Raw genomic sequence first — 24,182 nt, forward strand, 5'->3', positions numbered from 1 at the left:
CACCGTGCGCTGCGAGTCCGTGTGCAGGAGGTTCAGTGAGCGCCACAAGAATCATGGCGACCCTGGCTATGGCTGCCGCCACCGCGATCGCGCTTGCCGGTTGTGTTCCGCAGGCGTCGCCGACGATCGAGGGTTCTGAACTCACGGTTGCCGTTACCGAGCCGTACACCTCAGGCAACCCCGTGACGGCGTTCGGTGCTGGCGAGACCAACACGAGCATCGCCTACGCCACGGGCACCGGCTTTACGTACTTCAACTCCGATTCAGAGCTCGTACGCGACGAGTCCTTCGGGCGCTTCGAGAAAGTGTCTGACGACCCGCTAGCCGTGACCTACACCGTGGCTGACGGTGTGCGCTGGTCGGATGGTTCGGCTGTCGACGCTGTGGACTTGCTGCTCGAGTGGGCGGCGACATCCGGTGCGCTCAATGCTGATGATGCGGATGCCGCGAGCACGATCGATCCGGAGACAGGTGCACCGCTCGACCGTTCCGACCCGCGCGTCATCTTTGATGCGACTGCCGGTGGTGACACGGGAATCTCACTGGTCACAGAAATTCCCCAGATGAGCGACGACCGGATGTCGCTTACACTAGTTTTCGATGAGCCCACGGCAGACTGGCAGACGGCATTCTTTGGGCCTGGCTCGTTCGCCAAGCCCGCCCACGTCGTGGGAATGATGGCGTTTGCCAGCGACGATGCGATCACCGCGAAGGAGCGCGTGTACTCCGCCATCAGCGGGGACAACGAGGCGGATCTCGCGGCAATCGCTCGAACGTGGAGCACCGTATTCAACTTCGACGGCATGCCAGCAAACAAGAGCCTGCTGGTCTCGAGCGGTCCCTATGTGATCTCCGAGTTCGTGGCGAATCAGTACGTCACGCTGCGCGCCAACGAAAACTACAGCGGCATGCGGGAAGCAACGTTCCAAGAGATTCGCGTGCGCTTTATGAGCGATCCGCTCGCTCAGGCTCAAGCCCTTCTCGTGGGAGCTGTGCAGATCGCGGTGCCTTCGATGGATAGCGATGTTCGTGACGCGCTTGCCACCATGGATGCCACCATCCGGGATGGTTTCACCGACAGCTTCGAACACCTCGACCTGCAAGTCGCTCAGTCGAAGAGCGGCGTCTTTGACGATGTTCTCGTGCGCCAAGCGTTTTTGAAGACTGTGCCACGGGCGGAGATTGTGCGAACCGCTCTTGTCGACGTGCAACCTCGAGCCAGTACGCGTGATTCCTTCCTCTTCGCCCCTGGCGATCCGGGCTACACCGGTGCGCGTTCGGTGAACGGTTCCGCTGACTACGCCGATCCTGACATCGCCGGCGCGAAAGAATTGCTGGCCGAGGCTGGCGTCTCGAAGCCCAGCGTCTGCATCCTGTTCGACGCCGGTGACGCCATGCGCGCGGCCGAATACGCGCTCATTGCTGACTCCGCTGGATCAGCGGGTTTTGTTGTCAGCGATTGCTCGAGCGAAGACTGGCAAGCGAATCTCGGCACTCCCGAGGCCTATGATGCCGCGCTGTTCAGCTGGCAGAGCGCGCGGCCCGGCGTGGGCGTTGCGCCGGCTGTGTTCGGCACCGACGGTTATGCCAATCTCAACTACTTCTCTGACGCCACGGTCGATTCGCTGCTGGCTGACGCGAGTTCCGTGACGGTCGAGAGTGACGAACAGATCGAGTTGTTGAAAGAAGCGGATGCTGCACTCTGGGCATCGGCGTATGGAATGCCGCTCTTTCAGCATCCGACCACCATCGCCTTTGATCAAGACGAAGTCGAGAACGTCTCGCTCTCGTCGCTGAGCCCCGGTGTGTGGTGGAACGTGTGGGAGTGGAAGCCGTAGTCCGGCATTCACCCCCATAAGTACGGGCCCCTGAATGGGCGGCTGCGATATTTCTTGTCAAACAGGGTAAACTGGTGGAGCAGGATACTCTGAATGATCTTCTGCACCCTCCCAAGATCTTAACCCGGTGGCATTCGGCCGCCGATCTGCTGCCGAGACTTTCTGTGCAGCGACTGCGGTGAAAGTCCGCACAGCCTCCAATGAATTAAGGAATATTGCTATGGCTATGGCCACTCGCAGCGACTTGCGCAACGTAGCAATCGTTGCCCACGTTGACCACGGAAAGACGACGCTCGTTGACGCGATGCTTCGCCAGACGAACTCCTTCGAAGCGCACGCGCACCTCGAAGAGCGCGCAATGGACTCGAACGAGCTCGAGCGCGAAAAGGGAATTACGATTCTCGCGAAGAACACCGCGATTTCCTACAACGGCAAGTACGCCACTGAGGGTCCCATCACGATCAACGTGATTGACACCCCTGGCCACGCCGACTTCGGTGGCGAGGTTGAGCGTGGACTCAGCATGGTTGACGGCGTTGTACTGCTCGTTGACGCCAGTGAGGGCCCGCTTCCGCAGACTCGCTTCGTGCTCCGTAAGGCACTCGAGGCCAAGCTGCCCGTCATCCTCTTGGTCAACAAGACTGACCGCCCCGATGCTCGCATCGATGAGGTTGTTGCCGAGAGCCAGGACCTTCTCTTGGGTCTTGCGAGCGACATGGCGGATGACGTTCCTGACCTCGACTTGGACGCCATTCTTGACGTTCCTGTTGTCTTTGCTTCGGGCCGCGCCGGTGCTGCAAGCTGGAACAAGCCCGAGAATGGTTCGCTTCCAGACAACGATGACCTCGAGCCGCTGTTCGACGCCATCCTCAAGCACGTTCCTGCTCCGTCGTACGACGACGAGCACCCCCTTCAGGCGTGGGTCACCAACCTTGACTCCTCGCCGTTCCTCGGCCGCCTTGCTCTTCTTCGCGTCTTCAACGGCACGATCAAGAAGGGCCAGACTGTTGCTTGGGTCAAGCACGATGGCACGCAGGCTAACGTTCGCGTGACCGAGCTCATGATCACGAAGGCTCTCGACCGTTACCCGGCCGAAAGCGCGGGCCCCGGTGACATCGTCGCCGTTGCTGGATTCGAAGACATCTTCATCGGTGAAACTCTCTGTGACCCCAACGACGTTCGCCCGTTGCCGACCATCACGGTTGACGACCCGGCTATCTCGATGACCATCGGAACCAACACCTCGCCGATCATCGGCAAGGTCAAGGGCCACAAGCTCACCGCTCGTATGGTCAAGGACCGTCTCGACCGCGAGCTCGTCGGTAACGTTTCGCTCAAGCTCGTCGACATCGGACGCCCGGATGCCTGGGAAGTTCAGGGTCGTGGAGAGCTCGCTCTTGCCATCCTCGTTGAGCAGATGCGTCGTGAAGGCTTTGAACTGACTGTCGGCAAGCCGCAGGTAGTTATCAAGAAGATCGACGGCAAGGTACACGAGCCCTACGAGCACCTCACGATCGATGCTCCTGAGGAATACCTTGGCGCCATCACTCAGCTTCTCGCTTCTCGTAAGGGACGCATGGACGGCATGAGCAACCACGGCACCGGCTGGGTTCGCATGGAGTTCGTTGTTCCGTCGCGTGGACTCATCGGTTTCCGTACCGAGTTCATGACCATCACTCGTGGTGCCGGTATCGCTAACGCGGTGTCGCACGGTTACGAGCCGTGGGCTGGCGAGATCGTTACGCGCGTCAACGGTTCTATCGTTGCCGACCGTTCCGGTGTTGCTACGCCGTTCGCCATGGTTGCCCTGCAGGAGCGCATGTCGTTCTTCGTAGAGCCCACGCAGGAGGTGTACGAAGGCATGGTTGTCGGCGAGAACTCGCGCGCTGACGACATGGACGTCAACATCACCAAGGAAAAGCAGCTCACCAACATGCGCCAGTCGACCTCGGACTCGTTCGAGCGTATGACTCCGTCGCGCAAGCTCACGTTGGAAGAGTGCCTCGAATTCGCTCGTGAAGACGAGTGTGTTGAGGTTACTCCTGAGTTCGTGCGTATCCGCAAGGTAGAGCTCGACAGCAACGCGCGGGCACGTCTCACCTCGCGCTTGAAGAAGCAGAACGCCTAACCCTTAATCTCGCAGCGGGCTCACATGAGCCAGCAATCTGCAGAGAGTACGATGCAGCCACGGTCATTTGATCGTGGCTGCATCGTTGGTTAACGACCCGTTCAGCCGTAGCCCCTCGTCTTCTGGAGTTGTCATGTTGAGCGCACGCCACAGTGTTAGCGCATCCGTAGCCCTCGTTCTGGCTCTCGCGGCCACACCGGCGCTTGCCGGCTGCTCGGGGGAGAACCCCATTGGCGGCATCGTGGAGCAGGCGACTGGCGGCAATGTGAGCTTGGGGGGCACTGAGATTCCCGAAGGCTTCCCTAGCGCCGTGCCGCTGCACGACGGTGAGGTGCAGTTCGGTATCGCGGCAGGTGAGGGCGATAGCCGTGGCTATAACGTCACGATCATGACGGGGGCGCAGTCGCCGCTCGACGCCATTGAGGCAGCCTTTGCGGATGCCGGCTTTGAGTCACAGGTGCAAGCGAGTGGAGCAGACGGCGCAGGTACCGTCATTTTCTCGAGCGACGCTTGGAATGTCGCCGTTATCGTTGCGAGCACCGACGACGGGTACACCGCCAACTACACCGTTGCGCCAGTGAGCGCCACGAACTAGGGCTGTCGCACGAACTAGCACCGTCGCTTAGGCGAGGTCGAACATCCCGGCACCGATGAAGCTCGACGATGATACCCCGGGAGGAACAGCGAAAATTGCTGAACCGACGTAGCGCACGTACTCGTTCATGAGGTCGTTGCGAGAGAGCGCGAGCTGAATAGGCACGAACTGTGTCTCAGGATCGCGTTGGAAGCTGATGAAGAACAACCCGGCATTGAGTCGGCCGAGCTCGTCGTTGCCGTCGACGAAGTTGTAGCCGCGACGCAGAATCTGGGCACCGCCATGAGTGTCGGGGTGGGCGAGCTTCACGTGCGATGCATCGTCGATCAGGGGAGCGTCATCGCGACCGGTCTGTTCGAAGTCGGGATCGGTGAACTCGCTTCCGCCGCTGAGCGGAGCCCCCTCGCCCTTCGTGCGGCCGAAGATCGTCTCCTGTTCACGCAGGGACGTGCGGTCCCAGGTCTCGATCGTCATGCGAATCTTGCGGCTCACGAGGTACGAGCCGCCGGCCATCCACGCTGTTCCATCTCCGGATGCTGCCCAGACGTGTTCGTTGACGCCGTCAGTGTCTTCGGCGCGCAGGTTGGCGGTGCCGTCTTTGAAGCCGAAGAGATTGCGCGGCGTCGTTTGTGCCTGCGTCGTGGACGACGTGCGGCCAAAGCCGAGCTGGGACCAGCGGAGCGTTGCGCGCCCGAAGGCGATGCGGGACAGGTTGCGGATGGCGTGAACGGCGACCTGAGGGTCGTCGCTGCACGCTTGGATGCAGAGGTCGCCGCCGACGAGTTCGGGCAGCAGAGCGTCGCTGGGAAACTTGGGGAGGTCGATGAGAGCGGTTGGTCGCTTGCTGGCGAGGCCGAAACGGTCGTCGAACAGGCTGGGGCCGAAGCCAAAGGTGATGGTGAGTCCGCCCGGCGGAAGGTCGAGGGCCTCACCGGTGTCGTCCGGTGGAGCGTCGTAGGGGCCACCTGCAGGCCCGTATTCGCCTGCGGCCTGGCCTGCCGTCATCCGTGCTGCAGCGTAGCTCCAGTCGCGCAGCAACTCAATGAGTTCGTCGCGGCTGATGTCGTTGACGTCGAACGCGGCGAAGTGCAGTCGATCTTGCGCCGGCGTAATAATGCCCGACTGGTGCTCGCCAAAGAACGGATAGGTCGACGCCACATCATTGCTGGTGGATGTCGAGCCGCCGCCGTTGACCGCGAAAGCACCGCTGACGCCGAGACCGGCACCCACGACTCCTGCTCCGGCGAGGCCGAGCAGGCCGCGGCGGGAGAGTCCCTTGGTGTCATCGTGAGGCATGGCGGTGCTTTCGGGGTGATTACTGCGTGGTCGCGACTGCGGTTAGAGAACGAGAACTGCGGTCAGTCGCGAGAGTGGCTCCGCGAGAGCATTCACTTGATCGGAGAACGCGCGAATTTCGCTCGTGGATAGTTCAGTGTAAAGGCGGAACCCGTCGCCTTCCCGCTGGGCGTCGAGCAAGACCTGCAGCTGCTCGAATTCCTCATCGAGAGTGGCGGCGAGGTCGGCGTCCTTCTCCACCAGGATGTCGCGAACACCGTCATAGAGCACGCGTGCGCCATCGATGTTGGCTTGGAAGTCCCAGAGGTCGGTGTGCGACCAGAATTCTTCTTCGCCAGTGACCTTGCCGCTGGCAACCTCATCGAGGAGGCCAATAGCACCGTTGGTCTGCTGGTCGAGAGTGAACTCGAGATCCTGCACGTTGGCATAGAGCGTGTTGGTGTCGGCGACGAGCTGCGACGCGAGCGCTTCACGCTTGGACTGGTCGTAGGCTTCGAAGCCGGCTTCGGCATCCTCGGGCCACAGGTCTTTCTCGATGGCGTGCCAGCCGGTCCACTCCTGGCCGTCTTCGAGGTCAGCTTCACGCAGATCCATACGGGGGTCGAGGTCACCGAACGACTCGGCGACCGTTTCGACGCGCTCCCAGAAGACGCGAGTGGGGGCGTAAAGCGCACGAGCAGTGTCATCGTCGCCCGCAATGTAGGCGGCAGCGAAGTCTTCGGTGCCGACCACGAGGTTCTCGATCTGGTCTTTCACGTAGCTCTTGTAGTTGGCATTGGCCGCCTCGACCTGAGCGGCGATGTCTCCGCTGAAAGAAAGATCGGCGCCGGAGTCGGTCACGGTGAACGGCGTTGAACCGATGCCTTCGCCGACCATGCCGGGCTTGCAGACCGTGAAGTAGTCGCCGGGCTGCGCCAGAACGACGAGGTCGCGAGTGATGCCGGGGCCGATGTTCTCGACCTCACCTACGATGCGCAGGCCGTCATCCGCGAGCAAATAGAACTCGGTGACCTGGTCGCCCGAGTTGGTGACCGAGAACACGAGGTTGCCGCTGGGTGCTTCGGTCGAGCTCACTGCACAATCGGTCGCGCTGCTGTCGACGGTGATTGTGTTGCTGGCCGCGGTGGTTCCGACGTTGTTGGGCACGCAACCGGTGAGCACGAGTGCCGCAACGGTAGCGGCTGCGGCATAACCAAAGCGGGGCGAAAGGGCGGTCATTAGGCTCCTTGAGTGCTGAGAGGTGAAGTGGGAACGAAGGACTTGTCTGCACGGGCGTTGCCGCGAACAGTGCGGACGAAGATCGTCATAACGATGCCGACGTATGCCGACCAGACGCCCGCCTCGAACCACGTGGTGGCGGGGGAGAAATTGAAGACGCCCTTAAGCAGCGTTCCGTACCAGCTATCGGGTGGGATGACCGCGCTCACGTCGAAGGCGAGGGCGTGAAGCCCCGGCAGCACGCCGGCCTCTTGCAGATCGTGAACTCCATACGAGAGCACGCCAGCGGCCACAATGATCAGAATGGCGCCGGTCCAGGTAAAGAAGCGAGTGAGGTTGATGCTGACCACGCCGCGATAGATGAGATAGCCAAGAACGATTGCCGCGGCGATGCCGAGCGCTGCCCCGGTAAGGGGGAGAGTCGTGGAACCGCTGGCCTGAACGGCGGCCCAGATAAAGAGGGCGGTTTCGATTCCTTCGCGCCCCACGGCGAGGAACGCCACGAGCACGAGGCCCCAGCCGGCACCGGTGAGATGCGAGTCGACTTCGCTGCGCAACTCGCGACCAAGGCCGCGGGCGGCGCGCAGCATCCAGAAGATCATCCACGTGACAAAGGCCGTTGCGATGATCGAGAGGATGCCGCCGATCAGCTCTTGCGCCTGAAAGGAGAGGCCGTAGGCACCAAAGGTCAGACTCGCGCCGAGGCCGAGGGAGAGTGCAATGGCAATGCCGACACCGAGCCAGATGCGGGGCAGAACGTCGCGACGATCGATCTTGTGAACGTACGCAATCAGGATGCCGACAACGAGCGCGGCTTCAAGGCCTTCGCGCAGGCCAATCAGGAAGTTTGCGAGCACTGAACTCTCTTGTCACTCGTGTTTATCGGTGGATTGGTAAGCCTAACCTAAGCGACCGTAATCGCCCTACCTGTGCTTATTCTGTCTACGGCACAACAAGAACTAGGGTGGAGGTACCGTCGTGAAGGATCGTGCACAACGCGTGCTGGTTATCGCCGCGCGCCCAGAAGATGAGGCCTACGTATTCGGGGCCACCATCGCCACTCTCGTTCAGCGCGGCACTGAACTCATCGTGCTCAGCTGCAGCAACAACGCCACCGCCGCAATCGGGGCGAGCCCGGCGACGGGCGATGTTCCTCTGGTTACCGCCGAGACCACGTTCGCCCCTGGCAGGGGTGGCGCGGTCAACGCCACCACTGCCAATGCCGCCACGGCGAGCGACAGCGAGGAGTCGCCAGCGGCTGCCTTGCCCGAATCCGTCGACGAGGTCGTGCGCGAAATTCTCGGCATTACTGCCCACCACATCCTTCGCGAAGACAACGGGCGCCAGTTCACGAAGCTCAACGCTCGTGATCTTGCCTCTGACATTGCGACGGCGATTACCGCTCTGAAGCCGGATGTCGTCGTCAGCTACGCCAAAGAGCACAGCGGCACTGCGCGCGGCTCCGAGGCGCTGCTCGTGCACGAAGCCACCGCCCTCGCTACTGAACTCGCTGGTGTGCCCTTCTATACGGCATCCGCTGTTCCTGTTGATCGTGGCGTTGCGGTGTCGTCTGCCACAGCGCTTGCCTTCAAGCGTCGGGCAACCGAGATTTATCGCAATGAGATTCCGGTGGGCGAGAGCGTGTCGACCCCGGTGGAGTATTTGCGCCGTTTGCGTCGTCGCGAGCTCGTGATCGGTGAACGTAGCCGCGCCGAGCGTGTGGGCTTGGCTTTCCTTTCCCTCGTGCTCGGTGCGCTCGTGGGCGTTGTGCTCACGGCGGTACACCAGTCGTCGTTCACAATTGGCGACGCACGAATCCCGTGGGGAGTCGTGGCGTCGGTCACTCTCGTGACCGCGTTGATTCTCGGCTTGCGGCTCATCTACGACACACGCGTCGCTGCCGGCTTTGCGTCGCTCGGTGTTCTCTTGATGTCGGCGCTGCTGGCCAACGTGATGCCCGGAGGAACGATTCTGATTCCGGCGAATACGGCGGGGTATGTATGGACTTTTGCGCCCGTGCTCGTGGTGCTCATCATTGTGGGGTGGCCGCGGGTGAATCGTCAGGTTTCGTCGGCGAGCCGCGCTAACATTGAATTGAACTCTCCCGTGAAAGGTGCGGATATCTCGTGACGTATGTCATCGCTCAGCCCTGTGTCGATCTGAAGGATCGCGCGTGTGTAGACGAATGCCCAGTCGACTGCATCTATGAGGGCGACCGCATGCTCTACATCCACCCGGATGAGTGCGTTGACTGCGGTGCGTGCGAGCCGGTGTGTCCTGTTGAGGCCATCTACTACGAAGACGATCTGCCCGACAAGTGGGCCGACTACTACAAGGCCAACGTCGAATTCTTTGACCTTCTTGACGACACATCACCCGGTGGCGCCGCGAAGGTTGGTGTGATTCACAAGGACCACGCGCTCATCTCGGCTTTGCCCGAGGGCGGCGGGTCCTCCGACTAATGACGCGCACGCCGCTGGCTCTCCCCGATTTTCCGTGGGATTCCCTTGTGCCCTTTGGCACCATTGCGCGTACGCATCCCGATGGGATGGTCGATCTTTCCGTGGGGTCACCGGTAGACCCGACTCCTGCCGTCATTCGCGAGAGTCTGGCAACGGCAACGGATGCTCACGCCTATCCGACGACCACGGGTACGGTTCAGCTGCGCGAAGCCATCGTCGAATGGTTCGAACGCCGTCGCGGTGTAACTGGACTCACAGTCGACCACGTACTTCCTACCGTCGGTTCTAAAGAGCTCGTGGCGCTGCTGCCGTTGCTCCTCGGCCTCGGCAAAGCCGATGTCGTCGTGCATCCTTCAGTCGCGTACCCGACCTACGCCATCGGCGCTGCCCTGGTGGGCGCAACGGCTGTTTCTTCTGACAACCCTGCTGAGTGGCCCGAGAACACTGCGCTTGTGTGGCTCAATAGCCCGGGTAACCCCGATGGCCGCGTGCTCGACACTGACCAGTTGCGTGCCGCTGTGGCTCGCGCCCGCGAACTGGGTGCCGTGATCGCTTCAGACGAGTGCTACGCCGAGCTCAACTGGAACGGCGTCGACCCCACCCCCTCAATTCTCGACCCCGAGGTGATCGGCGACGATCGCTCTTCGGTGCTCGCGGTGTACTCCCTCAGCAAGCAATCCAACCTTGCCGGATACCGCGCTGCGTTTGTGGCGGGATGCTCGCAACTGATCTCCGAGCTTCTCGCTGTGCGCAAGCATGTCGGGCTCATTGTTCCCGGCCCGGTGCAGGCAGCAATGGCTACCGCTCTGCAGGATGACGCGCACGTCGCCGAACAGCGCGAGCTGTACCGCGCCCGCCGGGCGAAGCTACTTCCGGCTTTGGAGCGCGCGGGATTCCGTATAGACGACAGCGTCGCCGGGCTCTATCTCTGGGCGACAAAGAACGAAGACTCCTGGCAGACGGTTGGCGATCTGGCTCAGGCCGGCATCCTCGTCGTTCCGGGCTCGTTTTACGGTGAATCGCCGGCCCGCCACGTGCGTATTGCGCTCACGGCGAGCGACGCCACGATTGCGGATGCCGTAGCCCGCCTCGATTTACTCGCTTAAGTGCACTAACGGGCCGAGGCCTTGTGCTTGACCCCTAAAAGCGAGGCCATTCGGTTAGTGGGTGTGACAGTGGCTATCCAAGCCTTGTAGGCTGTAGCGGTGAATGAAGCCCCTCAAGACCCAGAGAAGGCCACCCTCCACTTTCCGGGCGGTGCTGCTGAATTTCCCATTATCCGTGGGGTCGATGGTCACAACAGCATCGATATCTCCACCTTTATGAAGCAGACCGGCTACACGGCGCTTGATCAAGGATTTGTGAACACTGCCTCCACGCGCAGTGAGATCACCTATATCGATGGAGACCGCGGCATCCTGCGCTATCGCGGCTATGCGATCGAAGACGTTGCGGCAAACTCGACGTACCTCGAGGTTGCCTGGTTGCTGATCTACGGTGAGCTGCCGTCGAAGTCGCAGTTGGAAGAGTTCGACGAAAAGATTCGTCGACACACTCTGCTGCACGAAGACCTCCGTCGTTTCTTCGACGCTCTCCCGCACAGCGCGCACCCGATGTCGGTGCTCTCGAGCGCAGTGTCGGCGCTCTCCACTTACTACGAAGACTCGCACGACGTGCGCGACCCCGAGCAGGTCGAAATCTCGACCATCCGCTTGCTGGCAAAGCTGCCGGTTATCGCGGCGTACGCTCACAAGAAGTCGCTCGGGCAGGCCCTGCTTTACCCCGACAACTCGATGAGTTTCGTCGACAACTTCTTGAAGCTCAACTTCGGCAACATGGCCGAGGAGTACCAGGTCAACCCTGTGCTGAGTAAGGCACTCGACCGCCTCCTCATCCTGCACGAAGACCACGAGCAGAATGCCTCCACCTCCACGGTGCGCCTCGTTGGTTCGACCGAAGCGAACATCTTCGCCTCGATTTCTGCCGGAATCAACGCTCTCTACGGCCCGCTGCACGGTGGCGCGAACGAAGCCGTTCTCAAGATGCTGGGCGAGATCCAGGAATCGGGCGACGGCGTTCAGAAGTTTGTTGACCGCGTGAAGCGCAAAGAAGACGGCGTGCGCCTGATGGGCTTTGGCCACCGCGTGTACAAGAGCTTCGACCCGCGTGCACGTCTGGTGAAAGAGAGTGCGGATGAGGTGCTCGCTGATCTCGGCATCAGCGACCCGCTGCTCGATATCGCTCGTGAGCTCGAAGAGGTCGCTTTGGCCGATGACTACTTCATCGAGCGCAAGCTGTACCCCAACGTCGACTTCTACACCGGCGTCATCTACAAGGCAATGGGCTTCCCGCCACGTATGTTCACGGTGCTCTTCGCGATCGGTCGACTGCCGGGCTGGATCGCCAACTGGCGCGAGATGAACGAAGACCCCAAGACCAAGATCGGTCGCCCGCAGCAGCTGTACACGGGCCCTGCGGCTCGGGACTGGCCTCAGCGCTAGACCGCACCATCCTTACGACGAACGGCCGGCATCCCCTCGGGGAAGCCGGCCGTTTCGCTTTGCGCTCGTGGGGCCTGTTGTCGACCCCACGAGCACCGTGAGCGTTTGTGTGCTTAGGCGTGCAGCGCCGCGTTGAGTTCGACGCCGGTGCCGCTGCGAGGCAGAACCTCGACAGCGCCCGTGACGGAGTTGCGGCGGAACAGCAGGCCGTTCACGCCACTGAGCTCCACAGCCTTGACGCTGCGCGGGGTAGCCGAACCATCAATGATGGTGACCTTGGTGCCTGCCGTGACGTAGAGCCCGGCTTCAACAACCGTGTCGTCACCGATCGCGATGCCGATTCCTGAGTTGGCTCCGAGCAACGCGCGCTCACCGATGGAGACGCGTTCGGTGCCACCACCGCTGAGCGTTCCCATGATGGATGCTCCGCCACCGATATCGGCGCCGTCACCCACGACGACACCCTGAGAGATGCGGCCCTCGACCATCGAGCTGCCGAGCGTGCCAGCGTTGAAGTTGACGAAGCCCTCGTGCATGACGGTGGTTCCGGGGGAGAGGTACGCGCCGAGGCGAACGCGCGAAGCGTCGGCGATGCGGACGCGTTCGGGCACGACGTAGTCGAGCATCCGCGGGAACTTGTCGATGCCGGTCACGATGATGCCGTGACGCTTGAGCGAGATGCGCAGTTCGCGGTAACCGTCAGGGTGCACCGCTCCGGCGTTGGTCCAGACGACGATCGGCAGCGCGCCGAAGAGGCCGTCAAGGTTGATGCTGTTGGGCTTCACGAGCAAGTGGCTGAGCAGGTGCAGGCGCAGGTACGCGTCGGCGACGTTCTGCGGTGCGGCATCCAAATCGATCTCAACGGTCACGAATTCGGTGCGCACACGGCGGCGTTCGTCAGCCCCCAAATGCTCTTCGAGGTCGGCGGGTGTGTAGTGCGGGTCGGTGCCCTCGGGGATAGATCCCAGGTGCGGAGCGGGGAACCACACGTCAAGTGTTGTTCCGTCGCTGGCGATTGTTGCGAGTCCGTATCCCCATGCTGTGCGCGAAGTCATGCATCAAGGTTACTTACACTGGGTGCATGCCTGCGACCGATCCCACTCTTCCTGTGCTTGATTTGACGGCCTCGAGCCCCGATCTCACCCGCCAGATCTGCGATATCGAGTCGGTCTCCGGCAACGAGAAGCGCATCGCGGATGCCGTAGAAACCGCTCTCAGCGCGTTCAGCCACCTTGAGGTGATTCGGGATGCGGATGCCGTTGTTGCCCGCACGAACGGCGGCAAGGCGCAGCGCGTCGTGATCGCCGGGCATCTCGACACGGTTCCCGTGAACAACAACCTGCCCACGACGCTTGAGATGATCGACGGCGAAGAGCACCTTGTGGGCCGCGGCACCGTCGACATGAAGGGCGGCGTCGCGATCGCTCTCAAGCTCGCCGCAGAACTCACCGACCCCGCCGTCGATGTGACCTGGATCTTCTACGACCACGAAGAGGTTGCTGCTGAGCTCAACGGTCTTGGTCGCATCGCTCGCAACCGCCCCGACCTGATGGCGGGAGACTTCGCCATCATTGGTGAGCCGTCGAACGCCACGGTTGAGGGCGGCTGCAATGGCACCGCTCGCATCGACATCTCGCTCACGGGACTGCGCGCTCACTCCGCGCGCGCCTGGATGGGGCAGAACGCGATTCACGCTGCCGCGCCTGTGCTGGCGATTCTGGCAGCCTACGAGCCCGAGCAGCACGAGGTCGACGGCCTCGTGTATCGCGAGGGTCTTAACGCCGTGGGCATCACGGGCGGAGTCGCCGGCAACGTGATTCCGGATGCCGCGACCGTGACTGTGAACTTTAGGTTCGCTCCGGATCGCAGTAGTGAGCAGGCCATCCAGCATCTGCGTGAGGTCTTCGCGGGCTTCGATTTTGAGGTGACCGACCTCGCCGGTGGTGCACGCCCCGGCCTCGATGCGCCGCTCGCCAAAAACTTCCTCGATGCCGTGGGTGGCACCGCGGCCCCGAAGTATGGCTGGACCGACGTTGCTCGCTTCGCCGAGCTCGGAGTGCCCGCTGTGAACTACGGCCCCGGCAACCCGCTGCGGGCTCACGCCGACGATGAGCGTGTTGCGACGAGTGAGATTGTGGCCTGCGAGCAGGGGCTGAGGGCGTGGCTGACAGCTCGCTAGTTTCGGGAGTGCGCCGCGGGACTGCGGCCATTCTCGTGCCGGAGCGCTGGTGGCTTGCGGTCATCGCCATCTTCGTGGCGTCGCGCGTCGTGACGACGTCGCTGTTGCTGTGGTTCGCCTCGATTCAGGGCCAGAACGCGTGGACGGGCCCGCACCCCGACTACTTCTCGTTCGCCAAGATCTGGGATGGCCACTGGTATTTCATCATCTCGCTCTCGGGATATCCGAGTGAACTGCCGGTGACGGAGTCCGGCCACATCGGCGAGAACGCCTGGGCCTTCATGCCGGCGTATCCGGCGCTCGTGCGCGTCGTGATGACGCTGACGACCCTCGACTTCGCGGTGGCGAGTGTGTTTGTTTCCGTCGCCTTCTCGCTGGGCGCGGCCCTCATGCTCTACCGAGTGATGCATCTCGTGCTGCCCGCGGGCACGGCGCTCTTTGCGGTGGCCATCTTCTGTTTCGCGCCGCTCTCCGCGATCCTGCAGGTCTCGTACGCCGAATCCATGTACCTGTTCTTGCTGATACTCGCGCTGTTCTGGCTCATGAAGCGTCAGTATTGGATGCTCGTGCCGGTGATCGCGATCATGTCTGTCACCCGGCCGAGCGGGCTCGCCTTCGCTCTCGCGCTCGGACTGCACGTTGTCTATCGCTGGTGGATTCGCCGACGCGAGGAGTTCCCGATGCACGAGAGAGTGGCGGCCGTCACCGCGACTCTCTTCAGCCTTGTCATGGGCTTCGCGTGGCTGCTGATCGCGGCCGCCGTCACCGGATCGCTCACGGCCTACACCGACACCGAGCTCGCGTGGCGGGCCGGTTACGTCGGGTACGGCGAGCTGATACCGTTCGCGGCGTGGTTGCAAGGGGCAGCCTTTTGGGCCGGGTGGTGGCAGCTGCCGCAGTGGCTGCTGACCGTCATGCTCATCGCTGCCGTTCTTTCCTTCTTCATATTTTTGATCACGAAGCCCGCACAGCGTATCGGCGTCGATCTGCGGCTGTGGGTGGCGAGCTATGCGCTCTACCTCTTGGCGGTGTTCTTTCCTCAGTCGAGCACGTTCCGCCTCCTCATGCCGCTGTTCCCGCTGGCCGGAGTGCTCGCATTCCCGCAGTCGCGGTGGTACCGCGCTGCCCTGCTCGCGGCTTGTGTCGCCGGGCAGTGGGCGTGGATCCATTTGGCATGGTGGGTTGACGGCTACGACTGGACTCCGCCCTAAAGAGGTGCACAGCGGGTGAATGATTCGACAGAGTTTCAGTATCGGCGGTTTTTGCTGGATAATAGAAACCAGTACCGATGAAAGGGGACTATCGATGGCAGCAATGAAGCCGAGGACCGGTGACGGACCAATGGAGGCTGTCAAAGAGGGTCGACTCATCGTCGTCCGTGTGCCTCTCGAAGGTGGCGGTCGTCTCGTCGTATCTGTAAACGATGACGAAGCAAAAGAACTGCACGACGCTCTCGCGGGTGTAGTCGCTTCCGCCTAGAGCCTACTCAGCCTTAATCGGCAGCTCACGCCACTGTGCGCACTCTTCTGAGTTCGCCTCACTGGGCAGAGCTTGTCGAAACAAAGCACCGAACACGATCACTCGTGTTCGGTGCTTTGTTTAACCCGCCGTTTCGGAGGCGGTGCGTTTGCCGTGACTAGTCAGCGGTGCTGGTCGCGAGCCACTCGCTGAGGTACTTCGCGGTTGCGCCGGGGCCTGCAGCCACTTCGCGGGGAGTGCCCGTGGCGACGATCGTGCCTCCCTGGTCGCCGCCGCTCGGACCGAGGTCAATGACCCAGTCGCTGGCGGCGATGGTGGCCAAATCGTGTTCCACAAGCACCACGGTGTTTCCGGCATCGACGAGCCGCTGCAGTTGGGCGAGCAGCAGTTCGGTGTCCGAGGGATGCAGCCCCGCCGTGGGTTCATCGAGCAGATACAGCGCATGGCCGCGACGCGCGCGCTGCAGCTCGGTCGCGAGTTTGATGCGCTGCGCTTCACCGCCACTCAGCTCTGTTGCAGGCTGGCCGAGTCGCAGGTAGCCGAGGCCGACATCCCGCAGAGTATCGAGGCTGCGCAGCGCCGAGGTGGAGTCGGTGAAGAACGCGGCGGCGGTGTCGACGGTCATGCCCAAGACGTCGGCGATGGTCTTGCCCAAGTAGGTGACTTCGAGTGTTTCGTCGTTGTAGCGCGCACCGTGGCACGTGTGGCAGGGCGCATAGGTTCCCGGCAGGAACAGAAGCTCGACCGACACGAATCCCTCGCCTTGGCAGGTTTCGCAGCGTCCACCGGCGACGTTGAACGAGAACCGGCTGGCTGTGTAGCCGCGTTGGTGGGCTTCGTCGGTGGCGGCAAAGAGCTTGCGTACGACATCGAACATGCCGGTGTAGGTGGCAAGGTTCGAGCGCGGGGTGCGTCCGATCGGGCGCTGATCGACGAGAACCAGACGGTCGAAGGAGTCGAGGCCGGCGGTGTCTTCGAGCGTGAGGTCGTGGCGCGGGTCATCCGCGTCTGCGGCGTCGCCTGCGTCATCCGGAGCGGCACCGAGCTGAGCGCGCACGGCTTCTGCGAGCACGTGGGTGACGAGGGTTGACTTGCCCGAGCCTGAGACGCCCGTGACCGCGGTCATGACGCCGAGCGGGAAGTCGACCGTGAGATCGCGGATGTTGTGTAGCGAGGCTTTCTTCAGCCTCACCCACGATTCCGGGGCGCGTACCTCGCGCGTCGGTCGCGACTCCTGCGGAAAGAGGTAGCGGCCGGTGACCGATTCGGGAACATCCTTGAGGCCGTCGACGGGGCCGGAGTACACGAGTTGCCCGCCGCCCTCGCCCGCACCGGGACCGATGTCGACGATCCAGTCGGCACGCCGAATGACGTCAAGGTCGTGTTCCACGACGAAGAGAGAGTTGCCGGATTCCGTCAAACGGTCAAGAACCTTCAATAGCGGTGCGGCGTCCGCCGGGTGCAATCCCGCCGAGGGCTCGTCGAGAACGTAGACGACCCCGAAGAGGCCGGAGCGCAGTTGGGTGGCGATGCGCAGGCGTTGCGCTTCGCCGGGGGAGAGCGTGGTGGAGTTGCGGCCGAGGCTGAGGTAGCCGAGCCCTAGGTCGAGAAGAACGTCAACGCGCGCGATCACGTCGTCGCCGATGCGATGGGCGACTTCATTGCCTTCGGACCCTTCGCTTTCGGAGTCGGCGCGAGCCATTCCCTCGCGCAGTCGATCTGCGAGATCGGTCAGCGGAACGGCGTTGAGCTCTGCGATGCTGAGGCCCGCGAAGGTGACCGAGAGGGCGTTCGCCTGCAGACCGCTGCCGCCACACTCGGGGCACGTCATGCTCTGCACGAAGCGCAGCGCGCGCTCGCGCATCCGCTCGCTCTGAGACTGCGAGAGCACGTTCATGATGTGCTTGCGGGCACTCCAGAACTTGCCGTTGTAGCCATGGTCGACGCGGCCTTCTTCGGGCTGAATAAAGACCGAGGGCTGCTCTTCGGTGTACAGCAGCCAGTCGCGATCTTTTTGACTGAGGGTGTGCCAGGGCGCGCGGGTGTCGATGCCGAGACCGTTGACGATGCTCTTGAGGTTCGCGCCCTGCCACGCTCCCGGCCACGCGGCGATAGCGCCATCGCGAATCGAGAGCGAGGCGTCGGGCACAAGAAGGTCTTCGGTGACGTCGTGAACAACGCCGAGGCCGTGACAGCGCGGGCACGCCCCGGTCGCAGTGTTGGGCGAGAAGGCTTCCGCCGAGAGGTGAGTAACACCGGCGGGATATGTGCCGGCACGGGAATACAGCATGCGCAGCAGATTCGAGAGCGTCGTGATCGTGCCGACGCTTGAACGCGAACTGGGCGCTCCGCGGCGCTGCTGAAGCGCAACCGCAGGGGGAAGACCCGTGATGTCGGTGACATCTGGAGCGCCAACCTGGTTGAGCAGGCGGCGAGCGTAGGGCGCCACTGACTCGAAGTAGCGGCGCTGAGCCTCGGCGTACAGGGTGCCGAAAGCAAGCGACGACTTTCCCGAACCGGAGATGCCCGTGAATGCGACCATGCAATCCCGGGGCACATCGAGATCGATGTTGGCGAGGTTATTCTCGCGGGCCCCTCGAACACGAACCCAGCCGTCACGATCGTTGCTAGTCATGGATGCTCCGTTCTCACGGCCTGCGGAGATCCAGATTCCTCAGCAGCGCGCGCTCAGTCGTGTTAGTCAAGGGATGGCGGTTCATCCACCCTACAGACAGAACGCTGAACGCCCGGTGAGCGTTCGCTGAGCGCGTTAGTCGCTGAGCTTGGTGAGCTGCAGAAGCCCGTCGCCGACGGGGATGAGCGAACTGATCACTGCCTCCGACTGCGCGATCTCCTTCAAGAGCGTGCGGAAATTACTGACCGTCGAGTCGCGCTGAGCAGGGTCGGCGACGCGGTCGCGCCACAGAGCATGAGCAACCGCTACGACACCGCCGGGGCGAACGAGGCGAAGGCCGTGTTCGACGTACTCGATGACCGACTGAGGGTCGGCATCGATAAAGACGAGGTCGTAGCTCGACTCGTTCATGCGCGGCAGAACTTCGGCAGCCTTGCCACCGATCTGGCGTACGCGATTCGACTGGATGCCGGCATCCGCGAACACGGCGCGAGCAACCTGCTGGTGGTCAATCTCGGAGTCGATCGTGGTGAGCAGTGCGCCGGGGCTGCCGGCGAGCATCCAGAGCCCACTGATGCCGACACCGGTGCCGACCTCGATGATGCTCTTAGCGCCCGTGGCCGCAGCGAGCAAGGCCAGCTGAGCGCCGACAGCGGGGCTGACCGCTTCGATTCCCAACTCGCTGGAATGCACGCGCGCCGCAGCGATCTCTGGGCGTTCGACAACGAACTCCTCGGCGTACTTCCAACTCAACTGCTTGTCTGACACATTGCTCCTATCGCTGTGTCAACTGTAGACGGCGTAGCCGCTAGCGCAGGTAAGCTAAACGGGTGTCCTTCGGTCTCACATTCGACAAACTGCTGATTATTGGGATCATCGCTGTCTTTTTGCTGGGCCCCGACCGTTTGCCCTACTACGCGTCGCAGCTCGCCCGCCTCGTCCGCTCGCTGCGCGACATGGCCAACGGCGCCAAAGATCGCATGCGCGAAGAGATGGGCCCCGACTTCGACGACATCGACTGGAAGCAGCTTGACCCGCGCCAGTACGATCCGCGTCGCATCATCCGCGATGCCCTGCTCGAAGACGAAACACCTCCCGTGAAGGTGCGTCCGCCGCGTTCAGCCGCCTACGCGGAACGCCAAGCGGCGCTCGCCGAACGACAATCGCAACTTAAGGCAGAACTGAAGGCGGGCGAACGCGCCCCCTTCGATAACGAGGCGACGTAGCGCGATCGCGCCAGCCCCCGAGCATCACCGTCCTAGCGGCGGCGCAGCACCTTCAACACGGTCAGCAGTGTGACCATGAGGCCCGCCATTGCGGCGAATTCAGCACCGGACCGTGGCAACTGCAGAATGCCGTTCGACTGCGAGACCGTGCGCGATTGCACGAAACGCAGGATGCCCTCTGGCCCGTTACGGCGTCCCAAACCAGAGTGCTTCATTCCGCCCATCGGCGCATCGACGCTCGAGAAACTGCCACGGTAGCCCTCGTTGATGTTGACGCTGCCGGCATCCAATCGATCGGCAAGGCGGCGCGCGTGGGCGATGGAGCCGCTGAAGATCGAGGCGTTGAGGCCGAACTCCGTGTCATTGGCGCGGTTGATGGCATCCGTGTCGCTCTCGACTGAGGTGATTGCCACGACGGGGCCGAATGTTTCGTCGGCGAAGCACTCCATCTCGGCGGTGACTCCCGTAAGCACGGTCGGCGCGTAGAAGTAGGGGCCGAGATCGGGCCGGGGGATTCCGCCGGCGACCACGGTCGCGCCCTTCGTGACAGCATCCTCCACATGGGCTTGGACTCGCTCAAGCTGAGCCTGCGACGTGAGCGAACCCACATCACCCGAGTAGTCGAGCGCTGAAGTCTGCGCAAGAGCTTTCACACGCTCTGCGAAGGCGCGAGTGAATTCGGCCTCGATCGACTTGTGCACGTAGATGCGTTCGATTGAAACGCACAACTGACCCATGGAGGCGAAGCAGGCGTAGACGGCATCCTCTGCGGCTTGGATGGGATCGGCATCGCCCAGCACGAGCAGCGGGTTCTTGCCTCCGAGCTCGAGCGATGCACCGATGAGGCGCCCGGCGGCACGCTTGCCGACCGTGGTGCCCGTGGGCGTCGATCCGGTGAAGCAGATGTAGTCGGCGGCATCAACAACGGCGTTGCCGACCTGGTTGCCGGGGCCCGCCAGAATCGGCCAAACAGCGGCGGGAACTCCGGCATCAATGTAAGCCTCGCGGGTGGCGAGCATCGAGAGCGCGCCCTGATTGTCGATCTTCTGGATGACGGCACTGCCGGCGGCCAACGCAGGAACGATATCCATGGCCCCGAGAGCAATCGGGTAGTTCCACGGCGTGACAACGCCGATGAGTTGCTTGGGGGAGTAGCTCACCCGCGTCGACATGAGCAGCGGGATGCCCGCGCGGCGACGCTTGGTCGCCAACACGCGCTCGGCCGAGATGGCGTAGTACCGCGTGATCGAGGCCGCTTGAAAGATCTCTTCGAAGGCCTGACCGCGAGTCTTTCCCGACTCCGTCTGCAGCAGGTCGAGTAGCTCTTCTTGACGCTCCAACAGCAGGTCGTGGGCACGCAGCAGAACGCGGCGGCGGTAGGCGAAGCCGGCGTTGCGCCAGGCGCGCTGAGCGGTGCGAGCGGATGCCGCGGCATCCCGAACATCGCGGGCCGAACTCTGCGGCAACTCGTGCAGGGGTTCGCCGCTGAATGGCGCAATTACGGTGGCGGTGTCGGAGGTGGTGCACCGCAACTGGGCGACGAGAGTGTCGCGGCGACGCGACCCGATCAGTGAGGCAACTGTGTGAGGCGACATGTCTCAACACTACGGCTGAGCACCACAATTTCCGCTGTGCAAAGCACTAGGCTCACAAAGATGACGACCGCAGCGCCGCGAGCTCTGACCCGATCCACGATCGCCACCTACGCCATTGGTTCTCTTGGCACGGGAGGCTTTGGTGCCCTGCCGGGTCTCGTGCTCGTCTATTACCTCACCGACACCCTGGGCATTGCCGCCCTCGCGGCCGGAATTCTGGTGACCGCCGCCAAGGTGTGGGACGTGATCATTGACCCCGTGATCGGCGCGCGCAGCGACCGCAGCCTCGCGCACCGTGGCACGCGACGCCCGGTGATGTTGCTCGGCGCCATTCTTCTCCCGATTCTGTTCGTGGTGACCTTTGCGGTGCCCGCCGGTATCGGCCCGCTCGCGTCAGGCATCTGGGTCTTCATTGCCTTCGTGGCCACAGCGACGGCGTTCAGCCTGTTTCAAGTGCCTTACATCGCGCTGCCCGCCGAACTGACCCGCAGTTACGACGAACGCACGCGCCTCTTGGCCGTTCGCGTAGTTGTGCTCACGGTCGCCATTCTGCTGTTCGGTGCCGGTGCCCCCGAGATTCGTGATGCCTTTGCGGATGAACGGCTCGGCTATCTCGTGATGGCCCTCTCTGCGGCCGCCCTCATGGGCATCTCGCTCGTGATCTCTTCGTTCTCAGCGCCTCGAGGAATCAGCGCGGTGGCCCCGGCCGTGTCGATTGCGCAGACCTACCGCGCCGGTATTGCCGCGCTCAAGCGCAGCCAACCCTTCCGGGCGCTGTTGTTGACCTTCCTGCTGCAGGGGCTCGCGACGGGCGTCATGCTCGCGGGCGCACAGTATGTGGCGACGTGGGTGCTCGGCACCGGGGTTGCGATTTTGTTCGTCTCGCTCATTGGGCCCGCTCTGCTCTTTGCGCCCGTATGGGCTGCGATCTCTCGCCGCATCGGCAAAGAGCGCGCCTTCGTGTGGGCCTCGGCCTGCTACGGCGTGGGTGCGTTGCTGATCGTTCCGCAACTGTGGGCACCCGGCGTCTGGATCTATGCGCCCGTCGCGCTCGCCGGAGCGGGCTACGCCGGCATGCAAGCCCTGCCGATGTCGATGCTGCCCGACGTGATCTCCCACGACTCGCGCCGCCACAAGATTGCCTCGGCCGGCACCTTCGGTGGAGTGTGGACCGCGGGTGAAACTACCGGAATGGCTCTCGGTGCCACGGTTCTCACGACCGTGCTTGCGGCATCCGGCTATCTCGAATCGGTGGCCAACCAGACGGTGACCCAGCCTGATTCGGCCATCGCCGGAATCATCATCAGCTTCAGCATCGTGCCCGCCGTGATCATCGGTCTTTCCTTGCTGTGCTTCAGGCGCTACCCGCTGCGTCGCCACCACATTGATGAGGCTGACAGCGACGAGGCCGACTCTGCTGCTACACCCGCCACCACACCGCACCCCACCAGTGGCCCCACCACCACTGCGAACGATCAGGAGACCCGATGAAGTTCGACCATCAGCCCGCCGATATTCTCGAACGCCTTTCTGCACTGCGCGAAGCGGATGCTCCCACCCACGGTGGGCGCGTGCTCTCGTATGTCTACGACTCCGGCCTTGCCGAACTTGATGAGCTCGCTGCCAGCGCCATCCGCGCAGTCCAACCCGTGAATGGGCTCGACCCGACGACGTTCACGTCGGTTGCCGTCATGGAACGCGAAGTGCTCGGTTTTGCTCGCGACCTGCTGGGCGGCGATGAGGATGTCGTCGGCACCGTCACGACCGGCGGCACCGAAAGCTGCCTGCTTGCCGTCAAAACGGCGCGCGACGTGTGGCGCGGTTCTGGCTCGTCGGCGCGCACGGGCACACCGCGACTCGTGGCACCCGTGACTGTTCATGCGGCGTTCCAGAAGGCCGCGCACTACTTCGGGCTCGAACTGGATCTCGTACCGGTCGGCCCAGGCGGTGACGTCGCCGCGAGCGACCTGATTGCACGCATGGGCGACGATGTCGCTCTCGTGGTGGTGTCGGCTCCGAGCTATGCGCACGCCGCGATGGACCCTGTCGTAGAGGTCGCGGCGGCGGCAGCCGAGCGTGGAATCGCCTGTCACGTTGATGCCTGCATCGGTGGCTGGGTGCTTCCCTTTTGGGAAGGCGTCGAGCCGTGGAACTTCGAGGTGCCGGGCGTCACGAGCATCAGCGCCGACCTGCATAAGTTCGGCTACTCACCCAAGGGCGCTTCGGTAATCTTGCAGCGCGGTCGCGACCGTCAGCGCACGCAGTATTTCGCGACGACGCAGTGGCCGGGCTATCCGATTGTGAACCCGACAATTCTGGGCTCGAAGTCGGCGGGGCCTTTGGCTGCTGCCTGGGCGATCATCCACGCGCTCGGAACAAGCGGGCTCGCTGAACTTTCGCAGTCATGTGCGCGCTCCACGCAATCTCTGCGCGATGTCATCGGTGGCATCGAGGGCTTGCGCGTTGTCGGCAACCCAGTTGGCCCTCTGCTCGCAATCGCGACGGATGAATCTGTCGCTCCCGAGCGCCGCGTCGACGCGCATCACTGGGCCGACCAGGTGCGCGAGCATGGTTTCCTGTTGCAGCTTCAGCCGTCTCTCGTTCAGAGCGATGGCAGCGTGCTGCCGGCAACCACCCACCTCACCATCACGCCGGTAACTGCCAACGTGCTCGACGGGCTCAGCACCGCACTCACCGCGGCAGCCGACGAGGTACGCGGCGTCGCTCCCATCTCGGCCGAGGCTCTGCTCGCTACGTTGCCCGCTGAGGCTCTTGCCGCCTTAGGGCGCCCGGATGCCGCTCCGCTCGATTCCGCGACCGCTGCGGGCCTCCTGGGTGCGCTGGGCCTCGGTGCCGCCACCGAGGGGCTCCCCGAGCGCATGGCTCCGCTGCTGGCTCTCATCGCCGCGATGCCGGCCCCGCTCACGGAACGTTTGCTCATCGAACTGCTCGCGCGCCTGATCGAGCCTGAAGCCTAGAGAAGGCTGATGGCGGAGTAGCGGCGCTGGGCGGTCGAAATCGGCTGATCTA

General features: G+C 63.0%; 20 protein-coding genes. 13 read left to right on the forward strand and 7 right to left on the reverse strand.

Translation table 11 applies throughout. The features are described from left to right. The first annotated feature begins 35 nt into the window (after positions 1–35). From ACWTV1_RS10070 to ACWTV1_RS10080, 3 genes are all read left to right on the forward strand, one after another. Positions 36–1,838, forward strand: a complete 1,803-nt coding sequence (locus ACWTV1_RS10070; RefSeq protein ID WP_498505211.1) for an ABC transporter family substrate-binding protein — start codon at positions 36–38, stop codon at positions 1,836–1,838. Positions 1,839–2,058: 220 nt separating this feature from the next. Further along, positions 2,059–3,966, forward strand: a complete 1,908-nt coding sequence (typA, locus tag ACWTV1_RS10075) for a translational GTPase TypA (protein WP_100389739.1) — start codon at positions 2,059–2,061, stop codon at positions 3,964–3,966. A 133-nt stretch (positions 3,967–4,099) separates the two neighbouring features. After that, positions 4,100–4,561: a hypothetical protein gene (locus tag ACWTV1_RS10080; RefSeq protein ID WP_100389740.1), complete on the forward strand. Its 462-nt coding sequence runs from the start codon at positions 4,100–4,102 to the stop codon at positions 4,559–4,561. Between the two features lie 27 nt (positions 4,562–4,588). Here the strand turns inward: ACWTV1_RS10080 and efeB are convergent, their stop codons facing one another. From efeB to efeU, 3 genes are read right to left on the reverse strand one after another with little or no spacing between them, the layout of a single operon-like run. After that, positions 4,589–5,857: an iron uptake transporter deferrochelatase/peroxidase subunit gene (efeB, locus tag ACWTV1_RS10085; protein ID WP_498505212.1), complete on the reverse strand. Its 1,269-nt coding sequence runs from the start codon at positions 5,855–5,857 to the stop codon at positions 4,589–4,591. A gap of 42 nt (positions 5,858–5,899) precedes the next feature. Further along, positions 5,900–7,075: an iron uptake system protein EfeO gene (efeO, locus tag ACWTV1_RS10090; protein ID WP_498505213.1), complete on the reverse strand. Its 1,176-nt coding sequence runs from the start codon at positions 7,073–7,075 to the stop codon at positions 5,900–5,902. Continuing rightward, positions 7,075–7,932 (reverse strand): iron uptake transporter permease EfeU, encoded by an 858-nt coding sequence (gene efeU, locus ACWTV1_RS10095; RefSeq protein WP_498505214.1) that lies wholly within the window; start codon positions 7,930–7,932, stop codon positions 7,075–7,077. Before efeU ends, efeO begins: the two co-directional genes overlap by 1 nt. A gap of 121 nt (positions 7,933–8,053) precedes the next feature. Between efeU and ACWTV1_RS10100 the strand changes: the two genes are divergently transcribed. The 4 genes from ACWTV1_RS10100 to ACWTV1_RS10115 all read left to right on the forward strand — a co-directional run bounded on the left by ACWTV1_RS10100 (position 8,054) and on the right by ACWTV1_RS10115 (position 12,038). Next, a complete protein-coding gene (locus ACWTV1_RS10100; RefSeq protein WP_498505215.1) occupies positions 8,054–9,205 on the forward strand; it encodes a PIG-L family deacetylase in 1,152 nt (383 codons plus the stop codon). Beyond that, entirely contained in the window at positions 9,202–9,537 is a 336-nt protein-coding gene (fdxA, locus tag ACWTV1_RS10105; protein ID WP_100389744.1) for a ferredoxin, read from the forward strand. The genes ACWTV1_RS10100 and fdxA overlap by 4 nt, the downstream gene beginning before the upstream one ends. Beyond that, entirely contained in the window at positions 9,537–10,643 is a 1,107-nt protein-coding gene (gene dapC, locus ACWTV1_RS10110) for a succinyldiaminopimelate transaminase (RefSeq protein ID WP_498505216.1), read from the forward strand. Before fdxA ends, dapC begins: the two co-directional genes overlap by 1 nt. 99 nt (positions 10,644–10,742) lie before the next feature. Then, on the forward strand, positions 10,743–12,038 hold the full coding sequence (locus ACWTV1_RS10115) for a citrate synthase (RefSeq protein WP_100389746.1): 1,296 nt from the start codon (positions 10,743–10,745) through the stop codon (positions 12,036–12,038). A gap of 113 nt (positions 12,039–12,151) precedes the next feature. Here the strand turns inward: ACWTV1_RS10115 and dapD are convergent, their stop codons facing one another. Further along, entirely contained in the window at positions 12,152–13,093 is a 942-nt protein-coding gene (gene dapD, locus ACWTV1_RS10120) for a 2,3,4,5-tetrahydropyridine-2,6-dicarboxylate N-succinyltransferase (protein ID WP_498505217.1), read from the reverse strand. 26 nt (positions 13,094–13,119) lie between these two features. On the opposite strand from dapD, the gene dapE reads away from it, so the two are divergent. From dapE to ACWTV1_RS10135, 3 genes are all read left to right on the forward strand, one after another. Continuing rightward, positions 13,120–14,217 (forward strand): succinyl-diaminopimelate desuccinylase, encoded by a 1,098-nt coding sequence (gene dapE / locus ACWTV1_RS10125; RefSeq protein ID WP_498505218.1) that lies wholly within the window; start codon positions 13,120–13,122, stop codon positions 14,215–14,217. Then, entirely contained in the window at positions 14,199–15,428 is a 1,230-nt protein-coding gene (locus ACWTV1_RS10130; RefSeq protein WP_498505219.1) for a putative hexosyltransferase, read from the forward strand. Before dapE ends, ACWTV1_RS10130 begins: the two co-directional genes overlap by 19 nt. A gap of 94 nt (positions 15,429–15,522) precedes the next feature. Beyond that, positions 15,523–15,696 carry a DUF3117 domain-containing protein gene (locus ACWTV1_RS10135; protein WP_341620311.1) on the forward strand — a complete coding sequence of 58 codons (174 nt, stop codon included), beginning with the start codon at positions 15,523–15,525 and terminating at the stop codon, positions 15,694–15,696. 157 nt (positions 15,697–15,853) lie between these two features. On the opposite strand, the gene uvrA is transcribed toward ACWTV1_RS10135, so the two are convergent. Beyond that, positions 15,854–18,331: an excinuclease ABC subunit UvrA gene (uvrA, locus tag ACWTV1_RS10140; RefSeq protein WP_498505220.1), complete on the reverse strand. Its 2,478-nt coding sequence runs from the start codon at positions 18,329–18,331 to the stop codon at positions 15,854–15,856. Between the two features lie 135 nt (positions 18,332–18,466). Continuing rightward, the gene (locus ACWTV1_RS10145; protein ID WP_100389752.1) at positions 18,467–19,099 is read right to left on the reverse strand and encodes an O-methyltransferase; all 633 of its coding nucleotides are present in this window, start codon (positions 19,097–19,099) and stop codon (positions 18,467–18,469) included. A 62-nt stretch (positions 19,100–19,161) separates the two neighbouring features. Between ACWTV1_RS10145 and ACWTV1_RS10150 the strand changes: the two genes are divergently transcribed. Next, positions 19,162–19,557, forward strand: a complete 396-nt coding sequence (locus tag ACWTV1_RS10150) for a sec-independent translocase (protein WP_100389753.1) — start codon at positions 19,162–19,164, stop codon at positions 19,555–19,557. A 32-nt stretch (positions 19,558–19,589) separates the two neighbouring features. Here the strand turns inward: ACWTV1_RS10150 and ACWTV1_RS10155 are convergent, their stop codons facing one another. Beyond that, a complete protein-coding gene (locus ACWTV1_RS10155; protein ID WP_498505221.1) occupies positions 19,590–21,152 on the reverse strand; it encodes a succinic semialdehyde dehydrogenase in 1,563 nt (520 codons plus the stop codon). Between the two features lie 60 nt (positions 21,153–21,212). Here ACWTV1_RS10155 and ACWTV1_RS10160 point away from each other — a divergent pair, with 60 nt between their 5' ends. Both ACWTV1_RS10160 and ACWTV1_RS10165 read left to right on the forward strand, forming a co-directional pair. Beyond that, positions 21,213–22,643 carry an MFS transporter gene (locus ACWTV1_RS10160; protein WP_498505222.1) on the forward strand — a complete coding sequence of 477 codons (1,431 nt, stop codon included), beginning with the start codon at positions 21,213–21,215 and terminating at the stop codon, positions 22,641–22,643. After that, positions 22,640–24,130: a pyridoxal phosphate-dependent decarboxylase family protein gene (locus tag ACWTV1_RS10165; protein WP_498505223.1), complete on the forward strand. Its 1,491-nt coding sequence runs from the start codon at positions 22,640–22,642 to the stop codon at positions 24,128–24,130. The genes ACWTV1_RS10160 and ACWTV1_RS10165 overlap by 4 nt, the downstream gene beginning before the upstream one ends. Positions 24,131–24,182 lie beyond the last annotated feature (52 nt).

The sequence above is a fragment of the Salinibacterium sp. VpJ6 genome, assembly GCF_059767345.1.

What these genes read in the sequence shown, in the direction of transcription:
- dapE (WP_498505218.1), top strand. Translation starts at nt 13,120, where the DNA reads ATGCCTGCGACCGATCCCACTCTTCCTGTGCTTGATTTGACGGCCTCG.
- ACWTV1_RS10155 (WP_498505221.1), bottom strand. Translation starts at nt 21,152, where the DNA reads ATGTCGCCTCACACAGTTGCCTCACTGATCGGGTCGCGTCGCCGCGAC.
- efeO (WP_498505213.1), bottom strand. Translation starts at nt 7,075, where the DNA reads ATGACCGCCCTTTCGCCCCGCTTTGGTTATGCCGCAGCCGCTACCGTT.
- uvrA (WP_498505220.1), bottom strand. Translation starts at nt 18,331, where the DNA reads ATGACTAGCAACGATCGTGACGGCTGGGTTCGTGTTCGAGGGGCCCGC.
- efeB (WP_498505212.1), bottom strand. Translation starts at nt 5,857, where the DNA reads ATGCCTCACGATGACACCAAGGGACTCTCCCGCCGCGGCCTGCTCGGC.
- dapC (WP_498505216.1), top strand. Translation starts at nt 9,537, where the DNA reads ATGACGCGCACGCCGCTGGCTCTCCCCGATTTTCCGTGGGATTCCCTT.
- ACWTV1_RS10160 (WP_498505222.1), top strand. Translation starts at nt 21,213, where the DNA reads ATGACGACCGCAGCGCCGCGAGCTCTGACCCGATCCACGATCGCCACC.
- typA (WP_100389739.1), top strand. Translation starts at nt 2,059, where the DNA reads ATGGCTATGGCCACTCGCAGCGACTTGCGCAACGTAGCAATCGTTGCC.
- ACWTV1_RS10080 (WP_100389740.1), top strand. Translation starts at nt 4,100, where the DNA reads ATGTTGAGCGCACGCCACAGTGTTAGCGCATCCGTAGCCCTCGTTCTG.
- ACWTV1_RS10135 (WP_341620311.1), top strand. Translation starts at nt 15,523, where the DNA reads ATGGCAGCAATGAAGCCGAGGACCGGTGACGGACCAATGGAGGCTGTC.
- dapD (WP_498505217.1), bottom strand. Translation starts at nt 13,093, where the DNA reads ATGACTTCGCGCACAGCATGGGGATACGGACTCGCAACAATCGCCAGC.
- ACWTV1_RS10165 (WP_498505223.1), top strand. Translation starts at nt 22,640, where the DNA reads ATGAAGTTCGACCATCAGCCCGCCGATATTCTCGAACGCCTTTCTGCA.